Here is a 20722-nt window from a genome sequence, read left to right on the forward strand (position 1 = left end):
TTCCTTCCCCTGGGTCAAGCTGCTGATCCAGCAGCCCCCATTCCTTGACGGGCAGGCAACGGTATACCGTCCCCGAATCAAAAGCCACAGCGCCCAGCAGCCCCTTCAGCAGCGTCGTTTTGCCCGCTCCGTTGCGTCCGAAGAGTGCCATCCGCTCTCCCTCGGCCAGTTCAAACGATATATTCCGGAACAGGGGATTCCCGTTCCATTCCTTGGATATCTCTTTCACATGCAGTATCGGCATTGTCCATCCCTCCGAATTCATACCAAAAATAAAAACCGCAGCTGCCGCTGCGGTCAAAAATATCGTATGAAAGGAAGATGGATGGCGCGGTTCGCTATAGCCGATGGCAGGCCTGACGCTAAGCGGCGACCAGCCATGAACAGGTTCACTGCCGGGTGGAATACTGCCATAAGCAGGTTTAAGCATGGCAGATTCCATTTAAGCCCGGGCCGGGTTTACCCGTACAATCCATACAGCCGGGCTGTTCCTGGCAAGCTGTTCTTTGGCCTTTTTTAACGAAACGTTTGCCGATCCCTTGAATCTTCCCGAAGACATACGTATCCCTGACCGTCCGCCCAATGATGGGCGCACCGCGGCTTGTGCATATCGCTAGTCACAAGTTGGCTGGTCTTATAAGGAAACGTATTAGTTCTTCATCGTAGGGAAGATCCTCCATCAATTGTCCGAATTAGAATTCTATAGCTATTATAGGTCAGCGAAGTCCCGGCTGGCAAGACCTGGGCTTCGGCAGGAGAGTTTACAGCTCTAAGTCTTTAAGGATGACCCGTTTCTCCGCCGCTTCAAAAATCGTCTCGATCAACCGCAGCACACGGTGAACCTCCTCGTTCTTGATCAGAGGCTCGCTCTTGCCTTCGATCACGGAGACAAAGTTGTCATAGAAGCTCTGCTTCGTGCTCTGAACCTTCTCGATCGGCAAGCGCAAAGTAGATTCCTCCGAAGGCGGCGCCATCGTCTTGGTAAGCCCTTGTCCCGCCTGAATCGGCTTCGGCTCGACCTTGGCTACGTCCGGATTGTTCACCACGATCTCCCCGCTGAGATCCCAGTCGCGGATAATAGCGGTTCCTTCCGTACCCTTGACATACCAGCGGGGCAGCTTGATGAAGTTGGTCGTTCCTACTTCGATCACAGCAGTCAGGCCGTCTTTGAACCGGATAAAGCTGGTGAATCCGTCATCCACCTCGGTGCCGAGAATAGTGCTTAATTCAGCTGTGACGCTGTCGATCTTGCTTCCGGTGAGCAGCAGGAGCTGATCGAGTAGATGAACGCCCCAATCCAGCAGCATGCCGCCGCCGTACGTCTTGAGCTGGCGCCAGTCGCCGGGAATACCGTTGGCTCCCTGCACGCGGGACTCCAGATGGAACACCTCGCCGATTTTTTTCTTGTCGATCAGGTCTTGGATAATAAGGAAATCCTCGTCCCAGCGCCGGTTCTGGTGCACCATAAAGATGCGGTTCGTTTCTTTGGCCACTTCCAAAATATCACGCAGGTCCGCGCTGTTAATGGTCACCGGCTTCTCGCAGATCACATGCTTGCCGGCCGTAAGCGCCCGGATCGCAATATCCTTATGTACATCGTTGGGCGTCGCAATCAGCACAACATCTACCGTTTCATCAGATAAAACCGCTTCCAGACTATCATAAGTCTTAAAACCCTTGGCTGCCCCGAGCTCCATCCGGTAGTTGACCGCATCATACACACCGGTTACCGCCAGCCCCTCGCACGGTTCGATCAACTGCACATGATAGCTGCCCATTCCCCCGAAGCCGACGATGACAAGACTGTACTTGTTCTGTTCCATAGTTTATCCTTTCCCTTCCGCGTATGATGCTGCAAGTAGCCGCAGGTCAATTTTCATTCCCCTACATTCTACACCGTTTTCATTCATACAGGAATAGCGCTTGTCCGTAAAAAAATTGCGGATAGCGTTTAGTATATCCGTCTTTTTACACTATAATGAACGGATACCGGATTACATTTATGGAAAGGTGTAACCGTATATGGGAACTATTTTATTTGTGACCGATCTATATTACCCAGCCAAAGGGCGAAATTATTATGAAGAGGATTTGTTTCTGACTTCGCGGCTTAGAGAATCATTCCCGCTCACGATCTGCCATCCGCAGGATATCCATGCTTTTGAGAAGCATTATGATCTCATCGTGATCCGAAACGCCGGACCCGTGGCAAATTTTAAGGACGAGTATCTGACCTTTCGAGAAAGGGCCGCTATGAACCCATACAAAACCTATAATTCATTTGACGGTAAGGCGATATGAACGGGAAGGACTATTTGCTGAAGCTTACGCAGGCAGGATATCCCGTCATACCGACCATTGATGATGTGAAGGGGATTGAGAAATTGCCAAAGGCCGAAGCTTACATTTCCAAGCCGAAAGATGGAGCCGACTCCATCGGTCTTGAGCTTGTATCCTTAAATGAGCTAACCTCCAAACTTAATGCCAGTGAAGACCGGAATATCCTGATTCAGCCGTTCATTGATTTCGAATTCCTATCTCTCCCTGCTGGAATTAACACCGGACATTCGTCAAAAGTTCATTGATCATTTCAAGCACTCGCTGCAAAAAGCCCTTCAGGCCTGATTCTCTATCGCCCAAGGATCGTCATACACGACTTCCGTTCCGGCGGCGAAATCGTGAATCGCTCTTTTGTCCTTTCGGACAACCACCATCACGATGCTGATCAAAATGGCAATCCCGTAAGTGTAACTATACAGCAGGGAGCACAGCCCATTCCGTATAATCATCGTTCCAATTCCGGGAGAAGTTCCGTCCAGCTTTTGAATGCGGATTTTGCATATTCTTTTGCCGATTGTGCGGCCATTCCAGAACACCGGAACCAACACAGTGTAGCCAATAGTCAGGATGTTTTTTACAACATCCCGCTCCGATGCACTCCCTCTCTCTCCTCCCGTTATGAGAAAGTAGATAATCGCTGCCGGAATCGCCAAAATGAGACCGTCCAACAATGGGCGCCAAGTCTTATCCAAAAGCCTGCGTTCCTTTTGTTCAATCTAAAACTCCTTTCTAAATGCCTAAATAGAATCAATTTTCCGGAAATTATAGTACCACAGAACCATCCTTGGCGGCAGTTAAACATGTTGTGAACACTTGCAAGAAGAAACGCCTGACGGCGTCCTTGACGCAAGTAAATCCTCTTATTTCAACAAAAGCCGGTCCTGCATTTCGGACCAGCTTTTTGTTGCCCGCCTATGGAATTGTATGCTTACAGGATCGTAACGGTGCCGCTCGACCCGGTCCACTTGATCTGAACGCCGAACAACAGCGGAACACTGCTCAGCGGAATCATCAGGGTCCCGCTCTCATTGCGCGACGCCAGCATTCCAACCTTCGCCCCGTTCACGGTGGCATAATCAGCCAGCGGCTTGTGCGATGCCGTGCGGCTGCCCATCGTGATCGTCAGCGCTCCTTCGGAATCCAGCCCCAGCTTTGCGCCAAGCACAGATGCGGTCTCTCTCAGCGGAACATACACGCGGGAATTCTCCAGGATGAAGGGCTGGCTCAGCTTCGTCGCTGCGCCGTTCACAGCTATGGTTCCGGCAAATGTATTCGTCCCCAGAATATAGCCGTTTTTCCGCGCAATGCTCTCCATGTCAAGCGCCGAGGAGGTGATGACCACTGTCGTATTTCTTTTCACCTGCGGAAACAGCCAATGGATGTCGTCGTTATGCATCCGGATGCATCCGGCACTTACATACTTGCCGATGGAAGACTCTCTGTTATTGCCGTGAATTGCGTAAGTCGTTCCTCTTGTGCCGTACGCATCCAGCCCGAGCCAGCGGTCGCCAAGCGGATTGGCAGGATCGCCGCCAGGGATATGATCTTTGTAATAAGGCCGGTTTTTGATTTTATTGAAAATCTTGAAACGTCCTTCCGGAGTCAAGCTCTTCTCCCTGCCGGTAGCCACCGGGAATACTTTAACCAGCTTGCCGCCGTCGAAGAAGGCCAGCTTGTTGACCCTTTTGTTAATCACGAGCATTTGGGTGCCAGCCGCATCCGCCTCTCCCGCGAAGATGCCGGTACACAGCAGAACAAGCGCAAGCATCAGACTGAGCGCTGTCCGCCGACCCCTTCCCCTATGAACCTCTCCCATGTTATTTTTCATTCATGTTCCCCTCCGCCTAAGACTGTTAAAATTGGATCTCTTTATCCTAATTAACGGATTCCGGAGGGAAATGTTGCCACTTTTGTGCAAAAAAATTCCGGCCTCCTCACCGGAGACCGGATTGCGTTATATATGCTTTAGCCCTTAATAATTCTCAGCATGCGGCCAGTTCCTTTTTGAAACTCGTAAGGGACCTGTACCTCCTCGGCCGTGCAGCCGTCCTCTGCGATTTGCGCGAGCAGGTCGTCCATCTGACCGTACCGGTTGCCCGAGAGGTCCACCAGCGGATAAATGCGCAGCTCCCTCCGGGTCACACGCAGCAGCTCACGCAGCGACTTCAGGTGAAAATCATAATCAAGCCGGTCGCCGTACATGAACAAGAAATGCGCGGACAGCGTCAGATCGAACCGTTCGTCTTCAAACGGCAGCTCCGGCAGTACCGCCGGAACATAACGGTCAGGGTGACGCTTGAGGTCGGCAATACATTCCTCTAGAGCTCGGCTTCTATGGGCCCTTAATTCCTCCACCGAGAGGAAATAGTCCCACTTGAATCCGGCTTGCGCTTTTTCCAATTGGTTCATCGTATGCCGGATATCCTCCAGCCCTTTCTCCTCAAGGGGGAGGGGCGGGTAATAATAAGCTATATCGGCCGACACTGCCTGCGCTCCAAGGGCATTTGCCCGCGCCGTGAACGCGCATGCCCCGCCCGGACAATCCAGGACGGTCCGTCCCTTCAGTTCCTCTTCGGACAGGCCGAACATCGCCATATACTCCTCGTAGGTTCTTCCGATAAACACAATGCGGCTTAAATCCAGTCTGTTCTCTTCTAGGCTCAATCTCATCTCTTCCTTTCTCAGCTCGTCTCGTCTATAGCGGCTTGCGGCCGCTTTCTCAACTTTACCATATTAGGGCTACAATGGCAGCCGTATTTTTATTAATTCTGCGAAATATTCAGCCCCAATTTTCAAAATATTGTCATTAAAATCAAAAGCCGCTTCGCCGCATTGGAAACGAACGGATTCACAAATGTTCTTCTGGAGGATGAATGAATAATTTGCATGAAGTCAAAGCATAATAATTTTCGGTTACCAATCCATTCCACAAGGAGGATACGACATTGAATACGAACATTTCGAATCAAATCAACCAAGGTGAGCAGCTTGTTCAACGGCTGATCAACGAAACACAGCAATCCAGCCAAATGTATCAACAACTTCTGCAGCAAGAAGAACAAAACGCAAGACAGCTTGAGGAACTGGCAAACCGCGAGCGTAGAGCGGCTCAAACGATTCAGAACGTTCTGCAAGGCCACCAAACAGCCATTCAGCAATTGCAGCAAATCTCCCAAGTATTCCGCCAAGTGGAGCAGCAATCGGCTCAAACCGGCACATTTGGTTCGGCATACAACCAACCTGGGTTCCAAAACCCAATGACCCGCTCTTTCGGTTCTTCGTCTTTCGGCTCTCAAATCGGAGGATCTTCCATCGGATCTGCGCCTATCGGGTCATCTTCCTTCGGCACTGGCATTCAAGCACCGGGACAATTCTCCACCAACCAAAACCGGAACTTCCAGTAATAGAACCGCAGCCGGCCTAAAGGCCCGGCATCTAACAGGGACCAGCCTCTCGGCCACAAAGCCGGGGCGGTCCCTGTTTTTTCACTTTATCGACTTACACCGGCTGACCGCCGCTGCTGTAACTTGCAATTAGGATTGGTAACGTATACAATCATTTCCGATTAGACCGACAGTCGGGAGAGGAGACAGCGCTAATGACAACAGGGATTCGTATAGAACAAATTGGCGCAATAGACGAAGAATTGGAACGGGAGCTGGCCGGGCTGCTGACCGTGGTGGTGGAGGACGGAGCATCCGTCGGTTTTTTGCCGCCGCTTACGGAAGCGGAAGCTGGCCGGTATTGGCGAGGCGTGCCCGGCGAGGGCGTTATATTATGGGCCGCTTGGGAAGACGGCCAGATTGCTGGGAGCGTGCAGCTCCATCTTGCCCTGAAGCCGAACGGACTGCACCGCGCGGAAATCGCCAAGCTGATGGTCCACCCGCAGCACCGCCGCCGGGGCACTGCCCGCCTATTGATGGAAACGGCCGAAGCGTACGCGTCAACGGAAGACCGAACGCTGCTTGTGCTTGATACCCGCGCAGGCGATCCGTCCAACCTGCTGTATCAATCGCTCGGTTACGTGGAAGCCGGCAGAATTCCGGATTATGCCCGGTCGGCGGAAGGGGAACTGCATGAGACGGTGTTTTATTACAAGAAGCACTGAATGGCCGTTTGCCATGCAGCAGCAAGGCAGATTACCGCTGTCTTTAGGCTGGAATCCCGATTGCTTTAATTTTGAAACATGTTACAATCTAAGGTACAATTACTGTTGATTAGCAACTATATTAAGGAAGGTGATATCATGTCCATTCTGCAACTCCACTCCGCCGATGAGCTGGAGCAGTATATTGCAAAGCCCGGAAAAAGGCTGCTGTTCAAGCACAGCACAACCTGTCCGATCAGCGCGAAAGCGTACGAAGAGTTCCAGTCCTATCTGAAAGACAATGATACCGACGCCGCCATCGTGCTTGTGATCGAGGACCGTCCGGTGTCCAATAAAATCGCCGAAGATTTCGGCATTAAGCATGAGTCTCCGCAAATCTTCCTGCTTGAGGATGGCGAAGTGCGCTGGAATACCTCCCACTGGAAAATTACGCAATCAAGCATTAAAGAGGCTGTAAGCCAATGAGTGCCCAAGTGATCGTCTACTCCACCGAGGGCTGCGGCGATTGCAGCCGGGTGAAACAACTCCTTCAGAGCGAGGGCGTCCCGTTCGAGGTCAGAGATATTATGACAAGCGAAGCTTATCAGCAGGAAGTGGAACATCTCGGCTTCATGGGCATTCCGGTTACCATAGCGGGCGGCAGAGCGGTCAAAGGTTTTAACCACGGCGAACTAAAGGAACTGATTGCCGCAGCAGGGTTGAAGAAATAAATTTAAAGGAAAGAGCCTAAGGTCCCTGTTAAACAGCAGACTTAGGCTCCTTTTTGTTTAATGAGGTATCGTCCCCTATCTGGAAGCGTCCCAAATGGACTTCAAGCCGAATACGCGTAAAGAGATGATTTCAATGCTTCCTTCTTGAACGTACAGCTCCAGCTCCTGATGCTCCGGGTCCGGAAAAACCTGATCCGTCAGCACGACACACCCGCCGCCCGCGAACACTTCGACAGAGGAATGATCGGCAAATATCCGAAGCTTGATCATATCGCCGGAGGGCTTCAGATCCGCTCCGTGCTCACAGGAGAAATCGGGATGAAAGTCCGATATACCGGCATTTCTGCGGTCAATGAACAGATAGCTGCGGCTCGCATCATAACCGATAACCGTTCCTTGCCCGGCAGAGCCATGACTCCGAAAGCCGAACGCCGTCGTACCCGTAAGCTTAATTTCCGCTTCGATTTCCAGCACGCTTCCATGAATATCCTGCAAAACATTGCCGTCCCCAGCATTAATCACCGCATGATCGATCTGAAATTCCTTTTCTCTGAGCCCTTCAAGCTCCTTCACCGGCGTCTGGCGCAGCCGAACACCGTCTTCGCTCACCGCAAGCCTAAGCTCCCTTGGCAGCGTCATCGCGCCTCTCCACGTTTCCGTTGGCAGCTGATTGGCGTACTTCCAGTTGTTCATCCAGCCGATTAACAACCTCCGCCCGTCCTGCGCAGGAACATCCGACCAGGTCACCCCGGCATAATTGTCCCTGCCGTGATCCAGCCACAGCACGGTATCCGGCGGGTTGTCGTTTACAAAGGAGACGCCGTCATATTCCCCTACAAAATACTGGGTGCGCGAGCCTTCCGCCAGTTCATCATTCGGGCCGATGCTGACGATAAGCACCCACTTGGATTCACCGCCGCCACCATCGACCGGGAGCCTGAACAGATCAGGACATTCCCAGACCCCATCATGCGACCCTTCCGACGCACCGAATTCGCTGCCGAAGGACCAATGAATCAGATCAGGCGAATGATAGAACAAAATGCGCTGCCCGGCGGCGAGCACCATCGCCCACCGCTCCCGTTCGCCGTCCCAGAACACTTTCGGATCGCGGTAATCGACGTGCCGTTCATCCTCCAGAACCGGATTGCCTTCGTACACCGTCCAGGTTCTTCCCTTGTCCGTGCTGTAAGCGAGGCTCTGACTCTGGCGCGGCACTCCGCTTGGAGTCTGCGTATCGTGATGGGTAAATACCGCTACCAGACCGGAGCCTCCATTAAAAAAGCCTGTGGTATCATGCCAGTCCACAACCGCGCTTCCCGAGAAGATCGCCCCGTTATGATCAGGCCGGAGCGCAATGGGGAGCTCTTCCCAGTAGACCAGGTCCTTGCTTACCGCATGACCCCAATGCATCGGGCCCCACACCGCGCTGTGGGGATGATGCTGATAGAACAGGTGATACTCTTCCTCATACCATACCAGTCCGTTGGGATCATTCAGCCAATTTGCCTCCGGCGAATAATGAAATTGCGGGCGGAACGTTTCACTGTATGATTTTGTAGACACTCCTGCATCTCCTTTATCTCTGTATTAATGGGTTGGATAAGCCGGGCCCATCTCCCATACGTCCATATCGATTTGCTCCGCCGGGCCGTCGGCCCATAACAGCAGGCCAAGCGCATCCAGCCGCGACGGATAAGCTCTCGTCGTCAGGCTCTTCAGCCCGCCTGCGTAACATTCAATCAGCGAGCGGTCGACAAAAATATGCAGCCGCAAGTTTTCCTCGCCAATCGATATCGATAAGACCTTCTTCAAACCAGGTGTGAAAATATTTTACCGCCTCTTTGTATCCCGGCTGCAGAGCGGCGTAGTATACCTTTCCGTCCTTAACGTTCAGATGCTCGGAGTAGGTGTTGTTGGCCGGCTGATACGTCTTGTCGGATTCGCCGAACGCGCCGAACAGATAGCCGATATCCCCGGTCCAATAAGCGTTGATAAATGACAGCGGAATTTCGTCTTTTTTGCCGTTCTTGTTCGGGTCTTTATCTTTAAACGCTTTCAAAACGTTGTGGTATTCTTCCAAAGTCTTCGGCATTTCAAGTCCAAGATTCTTCAGCCAGTCTGAATTAATATACAAAAAGTCCGGATTCGCGCCGATATCCTCCTGCCCGGTGCCCAGCTCCTCGCCTACCGGCAGAGAGTAAATATTGCCGTCGGGAGCCGTAACGAGCGCTTTGATGTCCGGCCGCTTATCAAAGAGCGCTTTCAGGTTGGGCATATGCTTGTCGATCAGATCGTTAAGCGGATTAATGGTGCCATCCTGGCTGTAATGCAGCAGCTCCGTGTCCGTAAAGGAGGCTCCGTAGAACATATCCGGCAAATCGCCGCTTGCCAGCAGCAGGTTTTTCTTCTGGTCATAATCCGTATCAACGATGGTAGTCCATTCCACATGGACATTCGTATCCGACTCCATCCGCTTCGCCATTTCAAAATCATTGAAATCGCTCGGCGCCAGCGCCGGCCGCTTCGCCACTGCCTTCAGCGTCAGTTTCTCCTTAAGCGGGAAACCTGCGGCCTCGCCGCTGCTTGCATCACCCGCCGCACTCGAAGCCGCCGGAGCATTGTTTGAAGCCTCACCGCCGCTGCATGCCGTAAGTACGACGGAAGAGCACAGTACCGCCACGATAAACATCGATATTTTTCTATACATTGCAAATCAAACCTCCCTTATGATGACTTGCCCTATGCAGACACCTGCCACCCTTACAATGCCCTAGCCCCACCTCCTTTCAGCGTATTCGCGGACAGCCCCGGCCTCAGCTCATCCCTTGACTGAACCGATCATGACGCCTTTGACAAAATAACGTTGAAGCAGCGGATACAGCGTGAGCAATGGGAGCGCCGTAACGATAATGACTCCGAATTTAATCAGTTCGGTCACCTTCTGCTGGGCTACGAGCGTCGTAATGTCCGTCAGCATATCCCCGGAAGGCTGGTTCTGGATCAGGATGTTCCTCAAAATGAGCTGCAGCGGATACAGCGACGAATCGTTCACATAAATCAGGGCGTCAAAGAAACCGTTCCACTGGCGGACCACAGCGAGCAGCACAAGCACGGCGATGATCGGTTTCGACAGCGGCACGACAATGCTCCAGATGTAGCGCAGATTGGTGCACCCGTCGATGGCAGCCGCCTCCCGGAGTTCATCGGGCAAGCTCTGGAAGAACGTCCGTGCGATAATGATAGCGAACGCGTCCACCGCCCCGGGAAGCACAACGGCCCAGATGGTATTGATCATGTGAAGATCTTTGACAAGCAGATAGGTCGGGATAATTCCGCCGTTAAAAAAGAGGGTGACGACAAAAATCATCATGACGGCGTTCCGGCCGTAAAGATCTTTGCGCGACAGCGGATAAGCCGCCATAACGGTCAGAACCGAACTGATGACAGCCGCGAGCGCGGCGTAGAATAAGGAGTTCCGGTAACCGATCCAAATGGTGTTATCGCTGAAGATCCGCCGGTAGCCGTCAAAGGTAATCGACTTGGGCCACAACCATACGTTGCCCGCATAAATCTGGTTCGGATCACTTATGGAAGCGATTACGATAAAATAAAGCGGATATAGAATCATCAGCGTAAATCCGCCCAGCACGATGAAATTCACCACATCGAAAGCAATATCGCTCTTCAGCTTGCGTTTCATTTGAAACATGCTTAATCTCCCCCTTTCTAAAACAATCCGTTTCCGCTTATTTTTTTGGCGGCCCGGTTTACGATAAGCAGGAGCACCAGATTGATGGCCGCGTTAAACAGCCCGATTGCCGCCGAGAAGCTGTACTGCGCGCGCTGGATGCCGATTTTGTACACATAGGTCGAGATGATCTCCGACGCGTCGATATTGAGGTCGGTTTGCAGCAGAAAGGCTTTCTCAAATCCCACGTTCATTAAGTTGCCTACGGCCAGAATAAACAGCACGGTAATGGTGGGAAGAATCCCAGTCAAGTCGATATGGCGGATTCGCTGCCATTTGTTCGCCCCGTCTACAACGGCGGCTTCATGAAGATGCGTGTCGATGCCGGCCAGCGCGGCCAAATAAATAATGGTGGCGAACCCGGTCTCCTGCCATACCGTACTCATGATATAAATCGGACGGAACCAGCCGGCTTCGGACATGAACAGCACCGGCTCCCCGCCGAACGCCCCGATGATATGATTGATCAGTCCGCTGTTCGGCGACAGAAACACAATGATCATGCCGGCAAGCACAACGGTGGAGATGAAATAAGGGGCATAGATTACGGTTTGAACGAACTTCTTCAGCTTCTCCCGGGCCAATTGATTCAGCAAAATGGCGATGATTATGGGAATGGGAATGGGAAACGAGATCAGCAGGTTCAAGAGACTTAGCAGAACCGTGTTCTTGATGATCGTCCAGAAGTTATAGGATTCAAAAAACTCCCGGAAATACTGAAGTCCCACCCAGGGACTTCCCCATATTCCGGCGCGCGGCGTAAAGTCTTTAAAGGCAATCTGCACGCCGTACATGGGGACATACCGAAAAATAATAAAGTAGGCTACAGGCAGAATAAGCAGCAAATACAGTTCCCAATTTTTTCGCGCAGCTTTCAGCTTTCTCATATTTGACTCCCCCTGGCAATTCGATGTTACGTAGGCAGCGGCGCGTGAGGAACTTTCCGCCCAGCACGCGGTGGGGCGATACGTGGTGGCAGTCAACCACACCGCCTGCCCGTACGCTTACTGCACCGGCACGTTCACGTCGTCCACGTTGATATGGCCCCAGCCGCCCGTTGCGTTGTCCACAATCTTGATATAGCATGCCGTACCGATATAATCGGAAGCGTCCCAATAGACACGGGTGTAGGATTCCTGATCAAGACCGGTGGCTTTGAACAATTCCTTGCCGTCCGAGGAACGGACCAGCGCGACGTAGAGGTCGTAATAGTTATTACCGCCTCCGACAAGCAGATTGATCTGTCCATTGCCGCCGAGCGTAAAGGTCTGGGATTTCAAAACCCCGGTCTGGGCATCGTTTCCGTCTTTTACGCCCCAAAGATGGTTGGCGCCGCTTTGGTTAAACGGTCCGCCCCAGCCCCAATTGTCGTCCGACGTGACGTCCTGGCTGGAGAACGCATTGCCGGATACAATCGTCCAGCCGGTCAACTGATTGTCGAACTCGTGGTTCGTCAGTTCGCCATGCGCCGGTTCCGCCGTGACGGTAACGGCTGTCGTTGCGGTATAATTGCCCACCCGGGTCTTCGCGGTGATTGTGGCATTGCCGGCGGCCTTCGCCGTGATCTTCCCGTTCACCACGGTCGCAACCGCCGGATTGCTGGATGTCCAGATGACATCCTTGTTCGTGGCGTTCGCCGGGCTGACGGCGGCAAGCACAAGCTGGCTGTCGCCCTGGATGATGGTCTTGCTCGCAGGCAGCGTGACTCCCGTTGGATTCACGGCGCCGTAAGCCGAGTTCATCGCCCAGATCTTCAATGATTTCACGACGACGGTGTTCGAATCGGCATTGGCCCAGAGCCGGATTCCTTTGGCGTCGGCCCGGGTCGGATAAGCGCGGGTTGAACCAGGTGTTCCCGTCCTTGAAGACAAACGGATCGCGGAACTCGCCCATGATGCCTTCGCCGGGCTGCTGGTCGACGACGACTTTCGGACTTTTGATCCAATGGTTCAGATCATTATCCTGATCCACCCCGAAATTACTGCGGGCGATATTGATCCGCTGGTTAGGCGTTCGGCGGTCGTCACCCGCCGTATAGAAGATAACCGGAATATCGTTGCCATCAAGCACCGAACCGCCAGCCCATGCCCCGTCAGGATCGATGGCGTTTTTCTCTGGAATCACGGCGTCTTTGGCATCGCGCCAATGCACCATATCGCTGCTGACCAAGTGCCCCCAACGGATATGGTTCCAGAACGGCCCGCGCGGATTGCTTTGGTAGAACACGTGGTATTGCCCTTGAAGTAAATCGGTCCGCCCGGTTCATTCTGCCAGCCTGAGGGCGGCTCCGCATGATATTGCGGCCTTTGAACGTCATCCTGATAGACGCTCCGTTCCATCCGGTTATTCGCCGTCGGCAGATTGCCGCCCAGCGCGCTGACGTATGCGTTATACGCGCTCTGCACATCGGCTGCGCTCAGCGCCTGATTATATATTTTCACTTCATCGATAAGTCCGCTAAAGGCATTCAGATTGAAGCCGTACAGCCAGAATCCCTGATTATTTTTGCCGATAAGTAGGTCCGTATCGCTGGGAACGATCGCTTCGCCGGGCGTGAAATCCGCAGTGGTTACCAAATTTCCGTTAAGGTAAAGCGCAGCTTTCCCCGTTGAGCTCTCGTAAGTCGCGACCACATAAGACCACTCGTCAAGCGGCAGCTCGCTGCCGGTCTTGATTTCCCGCCAGTTGCTGCCCGTTCCGAACTGAAAGCCCCAGGTGCCGTGACGGTAGTTGCCGAGAATAAAGCCTTCCTTCGCTTCCCGGTTATGCTGGTTCACAATCGCAGACAAGCGTCCCTCGTCTCCATGCTCGAAATTCCGGGGGGCGACCCAGGCTCCTACCGTGATCGCTTGGGTTGGTGTCGGAAAATGACTCGCGTTCCGCGTAACCCAGGTGGAATAGCCGTCGAACAGAAGCGCCCCGCCGCTGATGCCGTCGCTCTGCCAGAGCGGGTCCTGAGCCGCTTGGTACACCCCGGTATTCAAATGATAGGATACCGGGTCCGCTGTGCCCGACACTGTCTCCATTGTCGTCTTGCCTGAAGCTTCGTTCAATTTCCAGTAGCCGGCCAGCCCGCCGGCGTATTGCGAGTTGTAGACATGGAAGTCGTCCGCGCCGATATGCCCGAAGCCGTCTGTTGCCTGATCGACGATGCGGATATAGACATCCTGTCCGAGGTAGGCGGAAGCATCCCAGAATACCCGCTGAAACGCTTCGGAATTTCGTCCGGTCTCCTTGAAAAGGATTTGCCCGCCATTTGCTTTGACCAGCGCGACATACAGGTTGGCTGTGTCTCTGCCTCCATTAATGAGAAAATCAATCCCGCCGTTGCCGCCCAGCGTGAACGTTTCGGATTTTATGGAACCAGTCTGAGCGTCGCCTCCGGCTTTGAATCCCCACAGATGGTAGGTACCTGCCTGATTGAATTTCCCTCCCCCGCTGTAGTAATCCTCATGAACCAGGCTGCTCGGGGCGAACGCGTCCCCGCTGACATTGATGCAACCTCTAATTTCGCCGGGATTCAGATCCGACTGCTCGAAATCGTGGTTGTACAGGGCAGGCTCGACATGACCGTTCAAAGAAGGGCTCTGGGGAACGTTGATGTCGTCGATATTGAGGTGCCCCTCCGCCGAGTTATCGACAAGCTTAATGTACACAACCTTTCCAACGTAAGCCGAAGCATCCCAGCTTTGTCTGGAATAGGTGTCGGTATTGTTGCCCGTGGCCTCTAACAGCTCTGTATTGGTAGCGCTATCAACCAAGGCCGCGTAAAGATTGTTGATGTCGCTGTCCCCTCCGATAAGGAGGTCGATCTGTCCGTCGCGGCCAAGGTGAACGTTTCGGATTTGAGTACGCCCACTTTGGCATTGTCGCCGCGTCCCCCCCAGATATGCCAAAAATTATGCTGATTGAATTTCTGCCGGTTCCAGTAATCGGTGTCGCTGGCTACATCGCCCGAGCTGAACGCATCCCCGCTCTCAATCGTCCAGCCTGACAGCGTCCCCGTCTCAAATCCGGGATTTGTGATCGAATTCGAATAGGCTTTGGCGGCAGGCATATGAACCGGAATCAAATAAAGAAATGCAAGAATGGCAAGCAGACGGCACACGGACTGGCGCCTTGGTTTAAATTGCATTGTGTACTTTTCCCCTTTCGATTTGTTCTGCTTTCCCTGACATTGCTCTTACGGGACACGATCTTCTTCTCAGCTACTAACACATCTATGGGTTGGATCATATGCCGTCATCTTTTGTTGAAACGTTTCCAATTTATGCAAGAAGAAACGTCTATCCGCCCTGTTTGAGCTTATGCTCTCGAAGCTTAGCCACATGAGCATCACTGTTCAGGCGTCCGTTCCTCATCGAAATATAAGGCTGCGGTTCAGCTTGCGCCCTAAGCTTACCGAATATCAGGTCGTCTCTCCTGCTCTATAGGTTACTGGGATACGGAAGACTTCACGGTCCAAGCTTTCCCCTTCGACTTTCTTAAGCAGCAGTCTTACGGCTGTTCTCGCCATCTCCTCTACCGGCTGACGAATCGTGGACAGGAGAGGATGAAAATAGGGATGATCCTGGATGCCGTCGTAGCCGATGACCTTCACATCGTCCGGAACGCGAATCCCGGCCTCCTTGGCTTTCTCGATATATCTGGCTGCGGTCATATCCGTGATGGCGAATACGCCGTCGATGTCCGGATGCCGCTGCAGGAAGTTGCTGTAATATTGGTCCTCATCCTTAAGCGAGTCGGGTTCTTCATACACGGCGCAGGGAATACCAAGGGTCTGCGCTTCATGCACGAAACCGTCCTTGCGCCGCAGCGTTTCACTGTACATCAAGGGCACACTGCCCAGAAAGGCGGGTTTCTTCGAACCGGCCTTTACAAGCTCCCTGAGTGCGACCCGGCCGCCTTCGAAATTGTCCGAGGTCACGCAGGTAATCTGCTTGTTGAAATGCCGGTCGATGCTGATGATCGGGATATCCGTGCTTACGATGTTCTCAATATCGTTGTATGTAATCCCGACGATTCCCGCCACCTTGTTCTGCTTGAGCATATCGAAGTAATACAGCTCTTTCTCCGGCTTGCCCCCGCTGTTGCACAGCATCAGCTTGAACCCGCTCCGGTCAAGTTCATCTTCAATATAATAGGCAAGCTCGGAGAAAAACGGATTCCAAATACTCGGCAGCATCAGGGCGACCATCTTGGACTTCTGCATCTTAAAATTCCGCGCGACCTCATCCGGCACATAATTCAATTGCTTGATCGCCGCCATGACTTTGTCCCGGGTTGTCGGCTTTACCGCCGGGGCATTATTAATGACTCTGGAGACCGTACCGACGGCGACACCTGCCAAATTGGCGACATCTTTAATACTGGCCATAAGCTTCCTCCGCTAAAACATCTTTGATAGCGCTATCATAACACTAAATTGGAAACGTTTCAATATCGAATATGAAGCGTTCTTATATTTTTTCATTAAATATCCTTATGAAATTTTTTTCGATTTTATTGACAGGTCGGCAATTCAGGTTTATATTCTGGTTAATCGTTTACATTATCTGTTGCAAGTCATTGAATTAATAGAAAGCGCTTAACAATAGCTGTCAGCCGTATTGGGGGGAACCGCATGAACCCTACAATTAAAGATGTAGCCAAGAAGGCGAACGTTTCCATCGCTACGGTCTCCCGGGTACTGAACAATTTGGGCGGATATTCCGACAAAACGAAGCAGAAGGTTAATGAGGTTATTCGAGAGCTGGGCTATCAGCCCAACGCGATCGCGCGCGGCTTAATCAATAAGCGTACGTATACGATCGGAGTATTATTTCCGAATGTATCAAGCGCCTTCTCCTCGGATATTTTGCAGGGAGTTGAAGATTACGCCCATGGCCGCAATTACAGCATTGTGGTCTGCAACACCGACGATGACGGCAAACGCACCATGAAGTATTTGCAGCTTTTGCGGGAAAAGCAGGTTGACGGAATCATCTTCTCCAGCAGTGTGTTAAAGGAGGAGTATTATGAGGCAATCCAAGCGATGAATATCCCGGTTGTCCTCGTCTCTTCCGAATCCAATTACGCCACCGTTCCTTACGTGAAGGTCGATGACTGCTTGGCCGCCTGCGACGCGGTAGAGTACCTCATCAGCAAAGGGCATCGTAAAATCGCAATGATCAGCGGAGGAAAAGAGGATGTATTAGCTGGAGCTCCTCGGGTGGACGGATATATGCGGGCGCTTGAGAAGCACCAAATTCCTTTTGACAGCCGATATATCGTTTACGGCGATTTCAGATTTGAAAGCGGATGCATTCAGTTTGAAACACTAATGCGCAACGCTCCCGATGTAACGGCCGTGTTTGCGGCCAGTGACGAAATGGCAATCGGCGTACTGTCGGCAGCTTATAAACTCGGAGTCCGAGTTCCCGATGATGTTTCGGTCATTGGATTTGACGGAGTTCAGCTGTCCAACATGGTAGTTCCTCCGTTGACAACGGTTAGCCAACCGCTTCAAGAGATGGGCAAAATCGCTTCCGAAACGCTGATCCGCGGTATTGAAACGGGCGAAATGCTGCCGGGAATCATAGTCTCTCATTCGATTATAGAAAGACAGACGGTAAGAACGCTTACCTGAGTCTTTTTATGAATACAACGTAAACGTTTAACCGAATATGAAAACGCTTGCTTTTCGTGAATTATGACATTAGAAGCGGAACAGCCGGGATTGCGCAGGTAAGTAAGTTAAACGTTTACGTCGCTGCAAATATCGTCGTTACGCAGGTTAATCCGCCTGACGCAGAAACTGTACTCAAAACACGCGCCGCAAAAAAACCAGCTAATGTTTGTCAAGGGGTACCACCAATATTTTAACGAAACTATACGCCAAGGAAATGGCGTATTTTTCTATAAGGGGTAGTACCAGCGAAGCTGACACACCCGCAAAGTAGATGTTATTAAAATGGGAAATCTATTAATTACCTCGTTATATTCATCCTGAGCATCTGTGATTACAAGTTTGGAATAGACTTCTAATGACTTATGGCTTTCATGACCTGAATACGGTTGTATAAGCGCATCATCAATGCCTTGTTTTTTAGCCAGGTTAAGTGAAAATGTCGCAGCTTGTGTGGAGACGATTTTGAGTCATGCCGGCAGCTTCCGAATATTTTGCTAGGATTTTGCGGATTCCCCGATCAATGTACTTCTTCTTCCATGAAGATTTCAAAAAGGTACACCGCTTGCTTTTTTTTCATGGAATCAGCATGCATGGCCAGCATTTCCTTGATCGAACGAGGGAATGGTACAATCCGATCCTTTTTCCCTGTACTCCAGAACGGGCCTCCTAGTAGATCATTGTCTTCAAATACATAAGAAACTGTACTTCCCTTCTTATCTTGTTTACCTTCCCACGGTTGAGCATAAGAAAACTTGAGTTTGTATGTTCCTGGTTTGGAAGCTTTAAAAGTCCAAGTTTTGTCTGAAGGAGCACCAATGGCATCACTTGTGGTTTTAGAAGAATCTGAGATTAGTTTAATGTTTTTACTGTCGGCTTGGTACGCCCAAGTGCTACCTGTTGTCAGGTTTGTTCGATTCGTTCTCAGTTACTTTAATCGTGTACTCTACTGTTTTTGCAGGTTTTGCTCTTTTATCCCACTGCTGGGCATAAGAAAACTTGAGTTTGTAAGTCCCTGGTTTGGAAGCTTTAAAAGTCCAAGTTTTGTCTGATGGCACACCAACAGGTGTTTCATCAACTTCAGATTGGTCTATTTTTTGAATTTCTGATTTCTCTGACACAAGATCAATACTTTCTTTATCTGTAACATAACTCCAAGAGTATCCAGTAGACGAATTTTCCTCAAGTTTGATATCAAATGTTTTACCAACTGATGTGTATATTTCGTTTAGCATTTTTTCTTTATTGTTAGTTGTAATTTTGCTTGAGCCTATTGATTTCACAGGTGATGCATTGGAAGCCATATTACCTACTGTTCCAAAACCACTTACTGTCACTGCACTTGCTAAAAGCACTGCTGCTACTGAACTATTTAATTTCATTTTGAATTCCTCCACTTGTAGTTTAAATGAGTACGAAAGAATTTTTTTATCTTTCTACAAAGAAAACGATTAATAGACTGAAAATGTTGCACTCATTTTTTTTCTAAGGTTGATCATCTCTCTAACCATCCTGAAACCCCTATATAATAACATTTACTTTGCGGGTAGTGTCAGCTTTGCTGGTACTCCCCCTATAAACTGAACGGTATGATCGTCTAATAGGTCGAGCATCAATGTCATCAGTCTTCTGATCGCGCTGGGACTGAATGCCAAGATCAAAGCCAAGAATTTTTTCCGCAGTGTGTACTTTCTGCCGAATGTGCTTGGCGTACTGATTGTCGGCTATATCTTTAACTACCTGTTCTCCAATGCCTTTACGATATGGGGCGCAAAGCTCGGAAGCGATTTCCTGTCGCAAAATATTCTCGGCAACCCCGACTGGGCATGGGTGGGTATCGTTATCGTCGGCGTCTGGCAGGGCATCGCTTATAACACCATCCTCTATCTTGCCGGCCTGCAGACGATTCCCGCGGGTCTGGATGGAGCCAGTAAATGGAGAGAATTCTGGAGCATTACCTTCCCGATGCTTCCTTCCTTCTTCACCATCAACATGGTTCTGGCCATGAAGGGCGGACTCATGATCTTCGACCAGATCGTCGCTTTGACCGGAGGCGGACCGGGACGCTCCACACAGTCGATCGCCCACCTGATTTATACCGGGGGATTTACTGGCGGAGAATTTGCGTATCAATCCGCGAACGCCGTCATCTATTTTATCGTGATCGTGGCGATTTCTCTGTTTCAGATTAAAGTACTACAAAGACGGGAGATGGACCTGTAATGAGAAAAAATACCAACTGGCTGGCGACCGCCCTCATTGCGCTCGGTTCGATCCTGATTCTGTTCCCGCTGTACATGACGGTCGGCATCGCGCTCAAGAATCCCGAAGAAATGGCACAGTCTATTTTCTCACTGCCGACCGGACTGCATTTTGAGAACTTCAGCAACGCCATTAAAGCGACCGATTTCTTCCATGCTCTTCAGAACAGCGCAGTCATCACCATAGTTTCGGTTGGATTTATCCTGCTGACCAACTCGCTCGTCTCCTATGCCATAGCAAGAAATATGAACCGGAGATTCTTCAAGCTCCTGTATCTGTATTTCGTCAGCGCCATGTTCATTCCGTTTCAGATCATCATGCTGCCTGTTGTCAAGGTAACAACCGATCTCGGCATGAACAATATTCCCGGTCTGATTCTCTTGTATATCGTGTACGGACTTCCGTTCAACGTGTTCGTCTATGTCGGATATATCCGTTCCATCCCGCTTGAGCTGGAAGAAGCCGCCACGGTGGACGGCACATCGACCTGGGGAACCTTCTGGAAGATTATTTTTCCGCTGCTTGGTCCGATCAGCGCAACGATCATTATACTGTCCAGCTTGTCGACCTGGAACGACTTCCTGCTCCCGCTCATTCTGCTGGCCGATCCAAGCCAATACACGCTGCCGCTTGTGCAGTACGTGTTCCAGGGGCAGTTCAGCACCGACTTCAATCTGGCCTTCGCCTCCTACCTGCTGGCGCTGCTGCCGATGGTTGTTGTCTATCTGTCCGCGCAAAAATGGATCATCAGCGGAATTACGCAGGGTGCAATTAAATAAGCAAATACGCTATGGACCGTTCATGCAATGGACGGTCCAAGCTTACGACAAAACCCTCCCGGCACTACCGAGGCCACTGAAAAAGTCCAAATCTTAGAACAGGAT

At 51.2% G+C, this 20722-nt stretch carries 24 protein-coding genes and 2 pseudogenes; 9 read left to right on the forward strand and 17 right to left on the reverse strand.

Features of this window, described 5'->3' with window-relative positions:
- Together L691_RS27885 and L691_RS0105210 are read right to left on the reverse strand one after the other, a co-directional pair.
- Positions 1–244 (reverse strand): ATP-binding cassette domain-containing protein (locus tag L691_RS27885; RefSeq protein ID WP_036735418.1); only part of this gene is annotated, 244 nt, incomplete at its 3' end.
- A 517-nt stretch (positions 245–761) separates the two neighbouring features.
- Positions 762–1823, reverse strand: a complete 1062-nt coding sequence (locus tag L691_RS0105210; RefSeq protein WP_025689201.1) for a Gfo/Idh/MocA family protein — start codon at positions 1821–1823, stop codon at positions 762–764.
- 199 nt (positions 1824–2022) lie between these two features.
- On the opposite strand from L691_RS0105210, the gene L691_RS33365 reads away from it, so the two are divergent.
- Positions 2023–2301 (forward strand): hypothetical protein, encoded by a 279-nt coding sequence (locus tag L691_RS33365; RefSeq protein WP_025689202.1) that lies wholly within the window; start codon positions 2023–2025, stop codon positions 2299–2301.
- A complete protein-coding gene (locus tag L691_RS33370; protein WP_025689203.1) occupies positions 2298–2585 on the forward strand; it encodes an ATP-grasp domain-containing protein in 288 nt (95 codons plus the stop codon). Before L691_RS33365 ends, L691_RS33370 begins: the two co-directional genes overlap by 4 nt.
- A gap of 30 nt (positions 2586–2615) precedes the next feature.
- Here L691_RS33370 and L691_RS27895 read toward each other — a convergent pair whose 3' ends face one another.
- The 3 genes from L691_RS27895 to L691_RS0105235 all read right to left on the reverse strand — a co-directional run bounded on the left by L691_RS27895 (position 2616) and on the right by L691_RS0105235 (position 5010).
- The gene (locus L691_RS27895; protein ID WP_332249031.1) at positions 2616–3032 is read right to left on the reverse strand and encodes an RDD family protein; all 417 of its coding nucleotides are present in this window, start codon (positions 3030–3032) and stop codon (positions 2616–2618) included.
- Between the two features lie 236 nt (positions 3033–3268).
- A complete protein-coding gene (locus tag L691_RS30535) occupies positions 3269–4168 on the reverse strand; it encodes a L,D-transpeptidase family protein (protein WP_025689204.1) in 900 nt (299 codons plus the stop codon).
- Between the two features lie 137 nt (positions 4169–4305).
- The gene (locus L691_RS0105235; RefSeq protein WP_025689206.1) at positions 4306–5010 is read right to left on the reverse strand and encodes a class I SAM-dependent methyltransferase; all 705 of its coding nucleotides are present in this window, start codon (positions 5008–5010) and stop codon (positions 4306–4308) included.
- 275 nt (positions 5011–5285) lie between these two features.
- On the opposite strand from L691_RS0105235, the gene L691_RS32510 reads away from it, so the two are divergent.
- From L691_RS32510 to L691_RS0105255, 4 genes are all read left to right on the forward strand, one after another.
- Positions 5286–5744 (forward strand): hypothetical protein, encoded by a 459-nt coding sequence (locus L691_RS32510; RefSeq protein WP_025689208.1) that lies wholly within the window; start codon positions 5286–5288, stop codon positions 5742–5744.
- A 194-nt stretch (positions 5745–5938) separates the two neighbouring features.
- Positions 5939–6448, forward strand: coding sequence for a GNAT family N-acetyltransferase (locus tag L691_RS0105245; RefSeq protein WP_025689210.1), 510 nt, complete (start codon positions 5939–5941; stop codon positions 6446–6448).
- 138 nt (positions 6449–6586) lie between these two features.
- Positions 6587–6913 carry a bacillithiol system redox-active protein YtxJ gene (gene ytxJ / locus L691_RS0105250; protein WP_025689211.1) on the forward strand — a complete coding sequence of 109 codons (327 nt, stop codon included), beginning with the start codon at positions 6587–6589 and terminating at the stop codon, positions 6911–6913.
- Complete coding sequence (locus tag L691_RS0105255) at positions 6910–7158, forward strand: glutaredoxin family protein (RefSeq protein WP_025689212.1); 249 nt, start codon at positions 6910–6912, stop codon at positions 7156–7158. Before ytxJ ends, L691_RS0105255 begins: the two co-directional genes overlap by 4 nt.
- 75 nt (positions 7159–7233) lie before the next feature.
- On the opposite strand, the gene L691_RS0105260 is transcribed toward L691_RS0105255, so the two are convergent.
- From L691_RS0105260 to L691_RS0105300, 10 genes and pseudogenes are all read right to left on the reverse strand, one after another.
- Positions 7234–8724 carry a glycoside hydrolase family 32 protein gene (locus L691_RS0105260; protein WP_025689213.1) on the reverse strand — a complete coding sequence of 497 codons (1491 nt, stop codon included), beginning with the start codon at positions 8722–8724 and terminating at the stop codon, positions 7234–7236.
- A 24-nt stretch (positions 8725–8748) separates the two neighbouring features.
- On the reverse strand, positions 8749–8934 hold the full coding sequence (locus tag L691_RS0105265; protein WP_025689215.1) for a GH32 C-terminal domain-containing protein: 186 nt from the start codon (positions 8932–8934) through the stop codon (positions 8749–8751).
- The gene (locus L691_RS0105270) at positions 8897–9868 is read right to left on the reverse strand and encodes an extracellular solute-binding protein (protein ID WP_025689216.1); all 972 of its coding nucleotides are present in this window, start codon (positions 9866–9868) and stop codon (positions 8897–8899) included. The genes L691_RS0105265 and L691_RS0105270 overlap by 38 nt, the downstream gene beginning before the upstream one ends.
- A gap of 111 nt (positions 9869–9979) precedes the next feature.
- Complete coding sequence (locus tag L691_RS0105275) at positions 9980–10870, reverse strand: carbohydrate ABC transporter permease (protein WP_025689218.1); 891 nt, start codon at positions 10868–10870, stop codon at positions 9980–9982.
- A 17-nt stretch (positions 10871–10887) separates the two neighbouring features.
- Positions 10888–11796, reverse strand: a complete 909-nt coding sequence (locus tag L691_RS0105280; RefSeq protein WP_025689219.1) for an ABC transporter permease — start codon at positions 11794–11796, stop codon at positions 10888–10890.
- Between the two features lie 117 nt (positions 11797–11913).
- Entirely contained in the window at positions 11914–12780 is an 867-nt protein-coding gene (locus L691_RS33375; protein ID WP_025689220.1) for an Ig-like domain-containing protein, read from the reverse strand.
- A 31-nt stretch (positions 12781–12811) separates the two neighbouring features.
- Positions 12812–13135: pseudogene (locus L691_RS33380) on the reverse strand (GH32 C-terminal domain-containing protein); the annotation flags it as partial.
- A complete protein-coding gene (locus tag L691_RS30545; RefSeq protein WP_025689221.1) occupies positions 13030–14670 on the reverse strand; it encodes a LamG domain-containing protein in 1641 nt (546 codons plus the stop codon). The gene L691_RS30545 and the pseudogene L691_RS33380, both read right to left, overlap by 106 nt.
- Positions 14637–15044 (reverse strand): hypothetical protein, encoded by a 408-nt coding sequence (locus tag L691_RS0105295; protein WP_025689222.1) that lies wholly within the window; start codon positions 15042–15044, stop codon positions 14637–14639. Before L691_RS0105295 ends, L691_RS30545 begins: the two co-directional genes overlap by 34 nt.
- A 273-nt stretch (positions 15045–15317) precedes the next feature.
- Complete coding sequence (locus L691_RS0105300) at positions 15318–16286, reverse strand: LacI family DNA-binding transcriptional regulator (RefSeq protein ID WP_025689223.1); 969 nt, start codon at positions 16284–16286, stop codon at positions 15318–15320.
- A 246-nt stretch (positions 16287–16532) separates the two neighbouring features.
- On the opposite strand from L691_RS0105300, the gene L691_RS0105305 reads away from it, so the two are divergent.
- The gene (locus L691_RS0105305) at positions 16533–17537 is read left to right on the forward strand and encodes a LacI family DNA-binding transcriptional regulator (protein ID WP_025689224.1); all 1005 of its coding nucleotides are present in this window, start codon (positions 16533–16535) and stop codon (positions 17535–17537) included.
- Between the two features lie 559 nt (positions 17538–18096).
- Here L691_RS0105305 and L691_RS34185 read toward each other — a convergent pair.
- Together L691_RS34185 and L691_RS0105315 are read right to left on the reverse strand one after the other, a co-directional pair.
- Entirely contained in the window at positions 18097–18504 is a 408-nt protein-coding gene (locus tag L691_RS34185; protein WP_408634733.1) for a protease inhibitor I42 family protein, read from the reverse strand.
- Positions 18470–18958, reverse strand: coding sequence for a protease inhibitor I42 family protein (locus L691_RS0105315; RefSeq protein WP_025689226.1), 489 nt, complete (start codon positions 18956–18958; stop codon positions 18470–18472). Before L691_RS0105315 ends, L691_RS34185 begins: the two co-directional genes overlap by 35 nt.
- Positions 18959–19184: 226 nt before the next feature.
- On the opposite strand from L691_RS0105315, the pseudogene L691_RS0105320 reads away from it, so the two are divergent.
- Positions 19185–19799 (forward strand): annotated as a pseudogene (locus tag L691_RS0105320) (carbohydrate ABC transporter permease); the annotation flags it as partial.
- Positions 19799–20617 carry a carbohydrate ABC transporter permease gene (locus L691_RS0105325; RefSeq protein ID WP_025689229.1) on the forward strand — a complete coding sequence of 273 codons (819 nt, stop codon included), beginning with the start codon at positions 19799–19801 and terminating at the stop codon, positions 20615–20617. The pseudogene L691_RS0105320 and the gene L691_RS0105325, both read left to right, overlap by 1 nt.
- The last annotated feature ends 105 nt before the right edge of the window (positions 20618–20722 follow it).

This window comes from Paenibacillus zanthoxyli JH29, assembly GCF_000520715.1.
Lineage (GTDB): Bacteria > Bacillota > Bacilli > Paenibacillales > Paenibacillaceae > Paenibacillus_AQ > Paenibacillus_AQ zanthoxyli.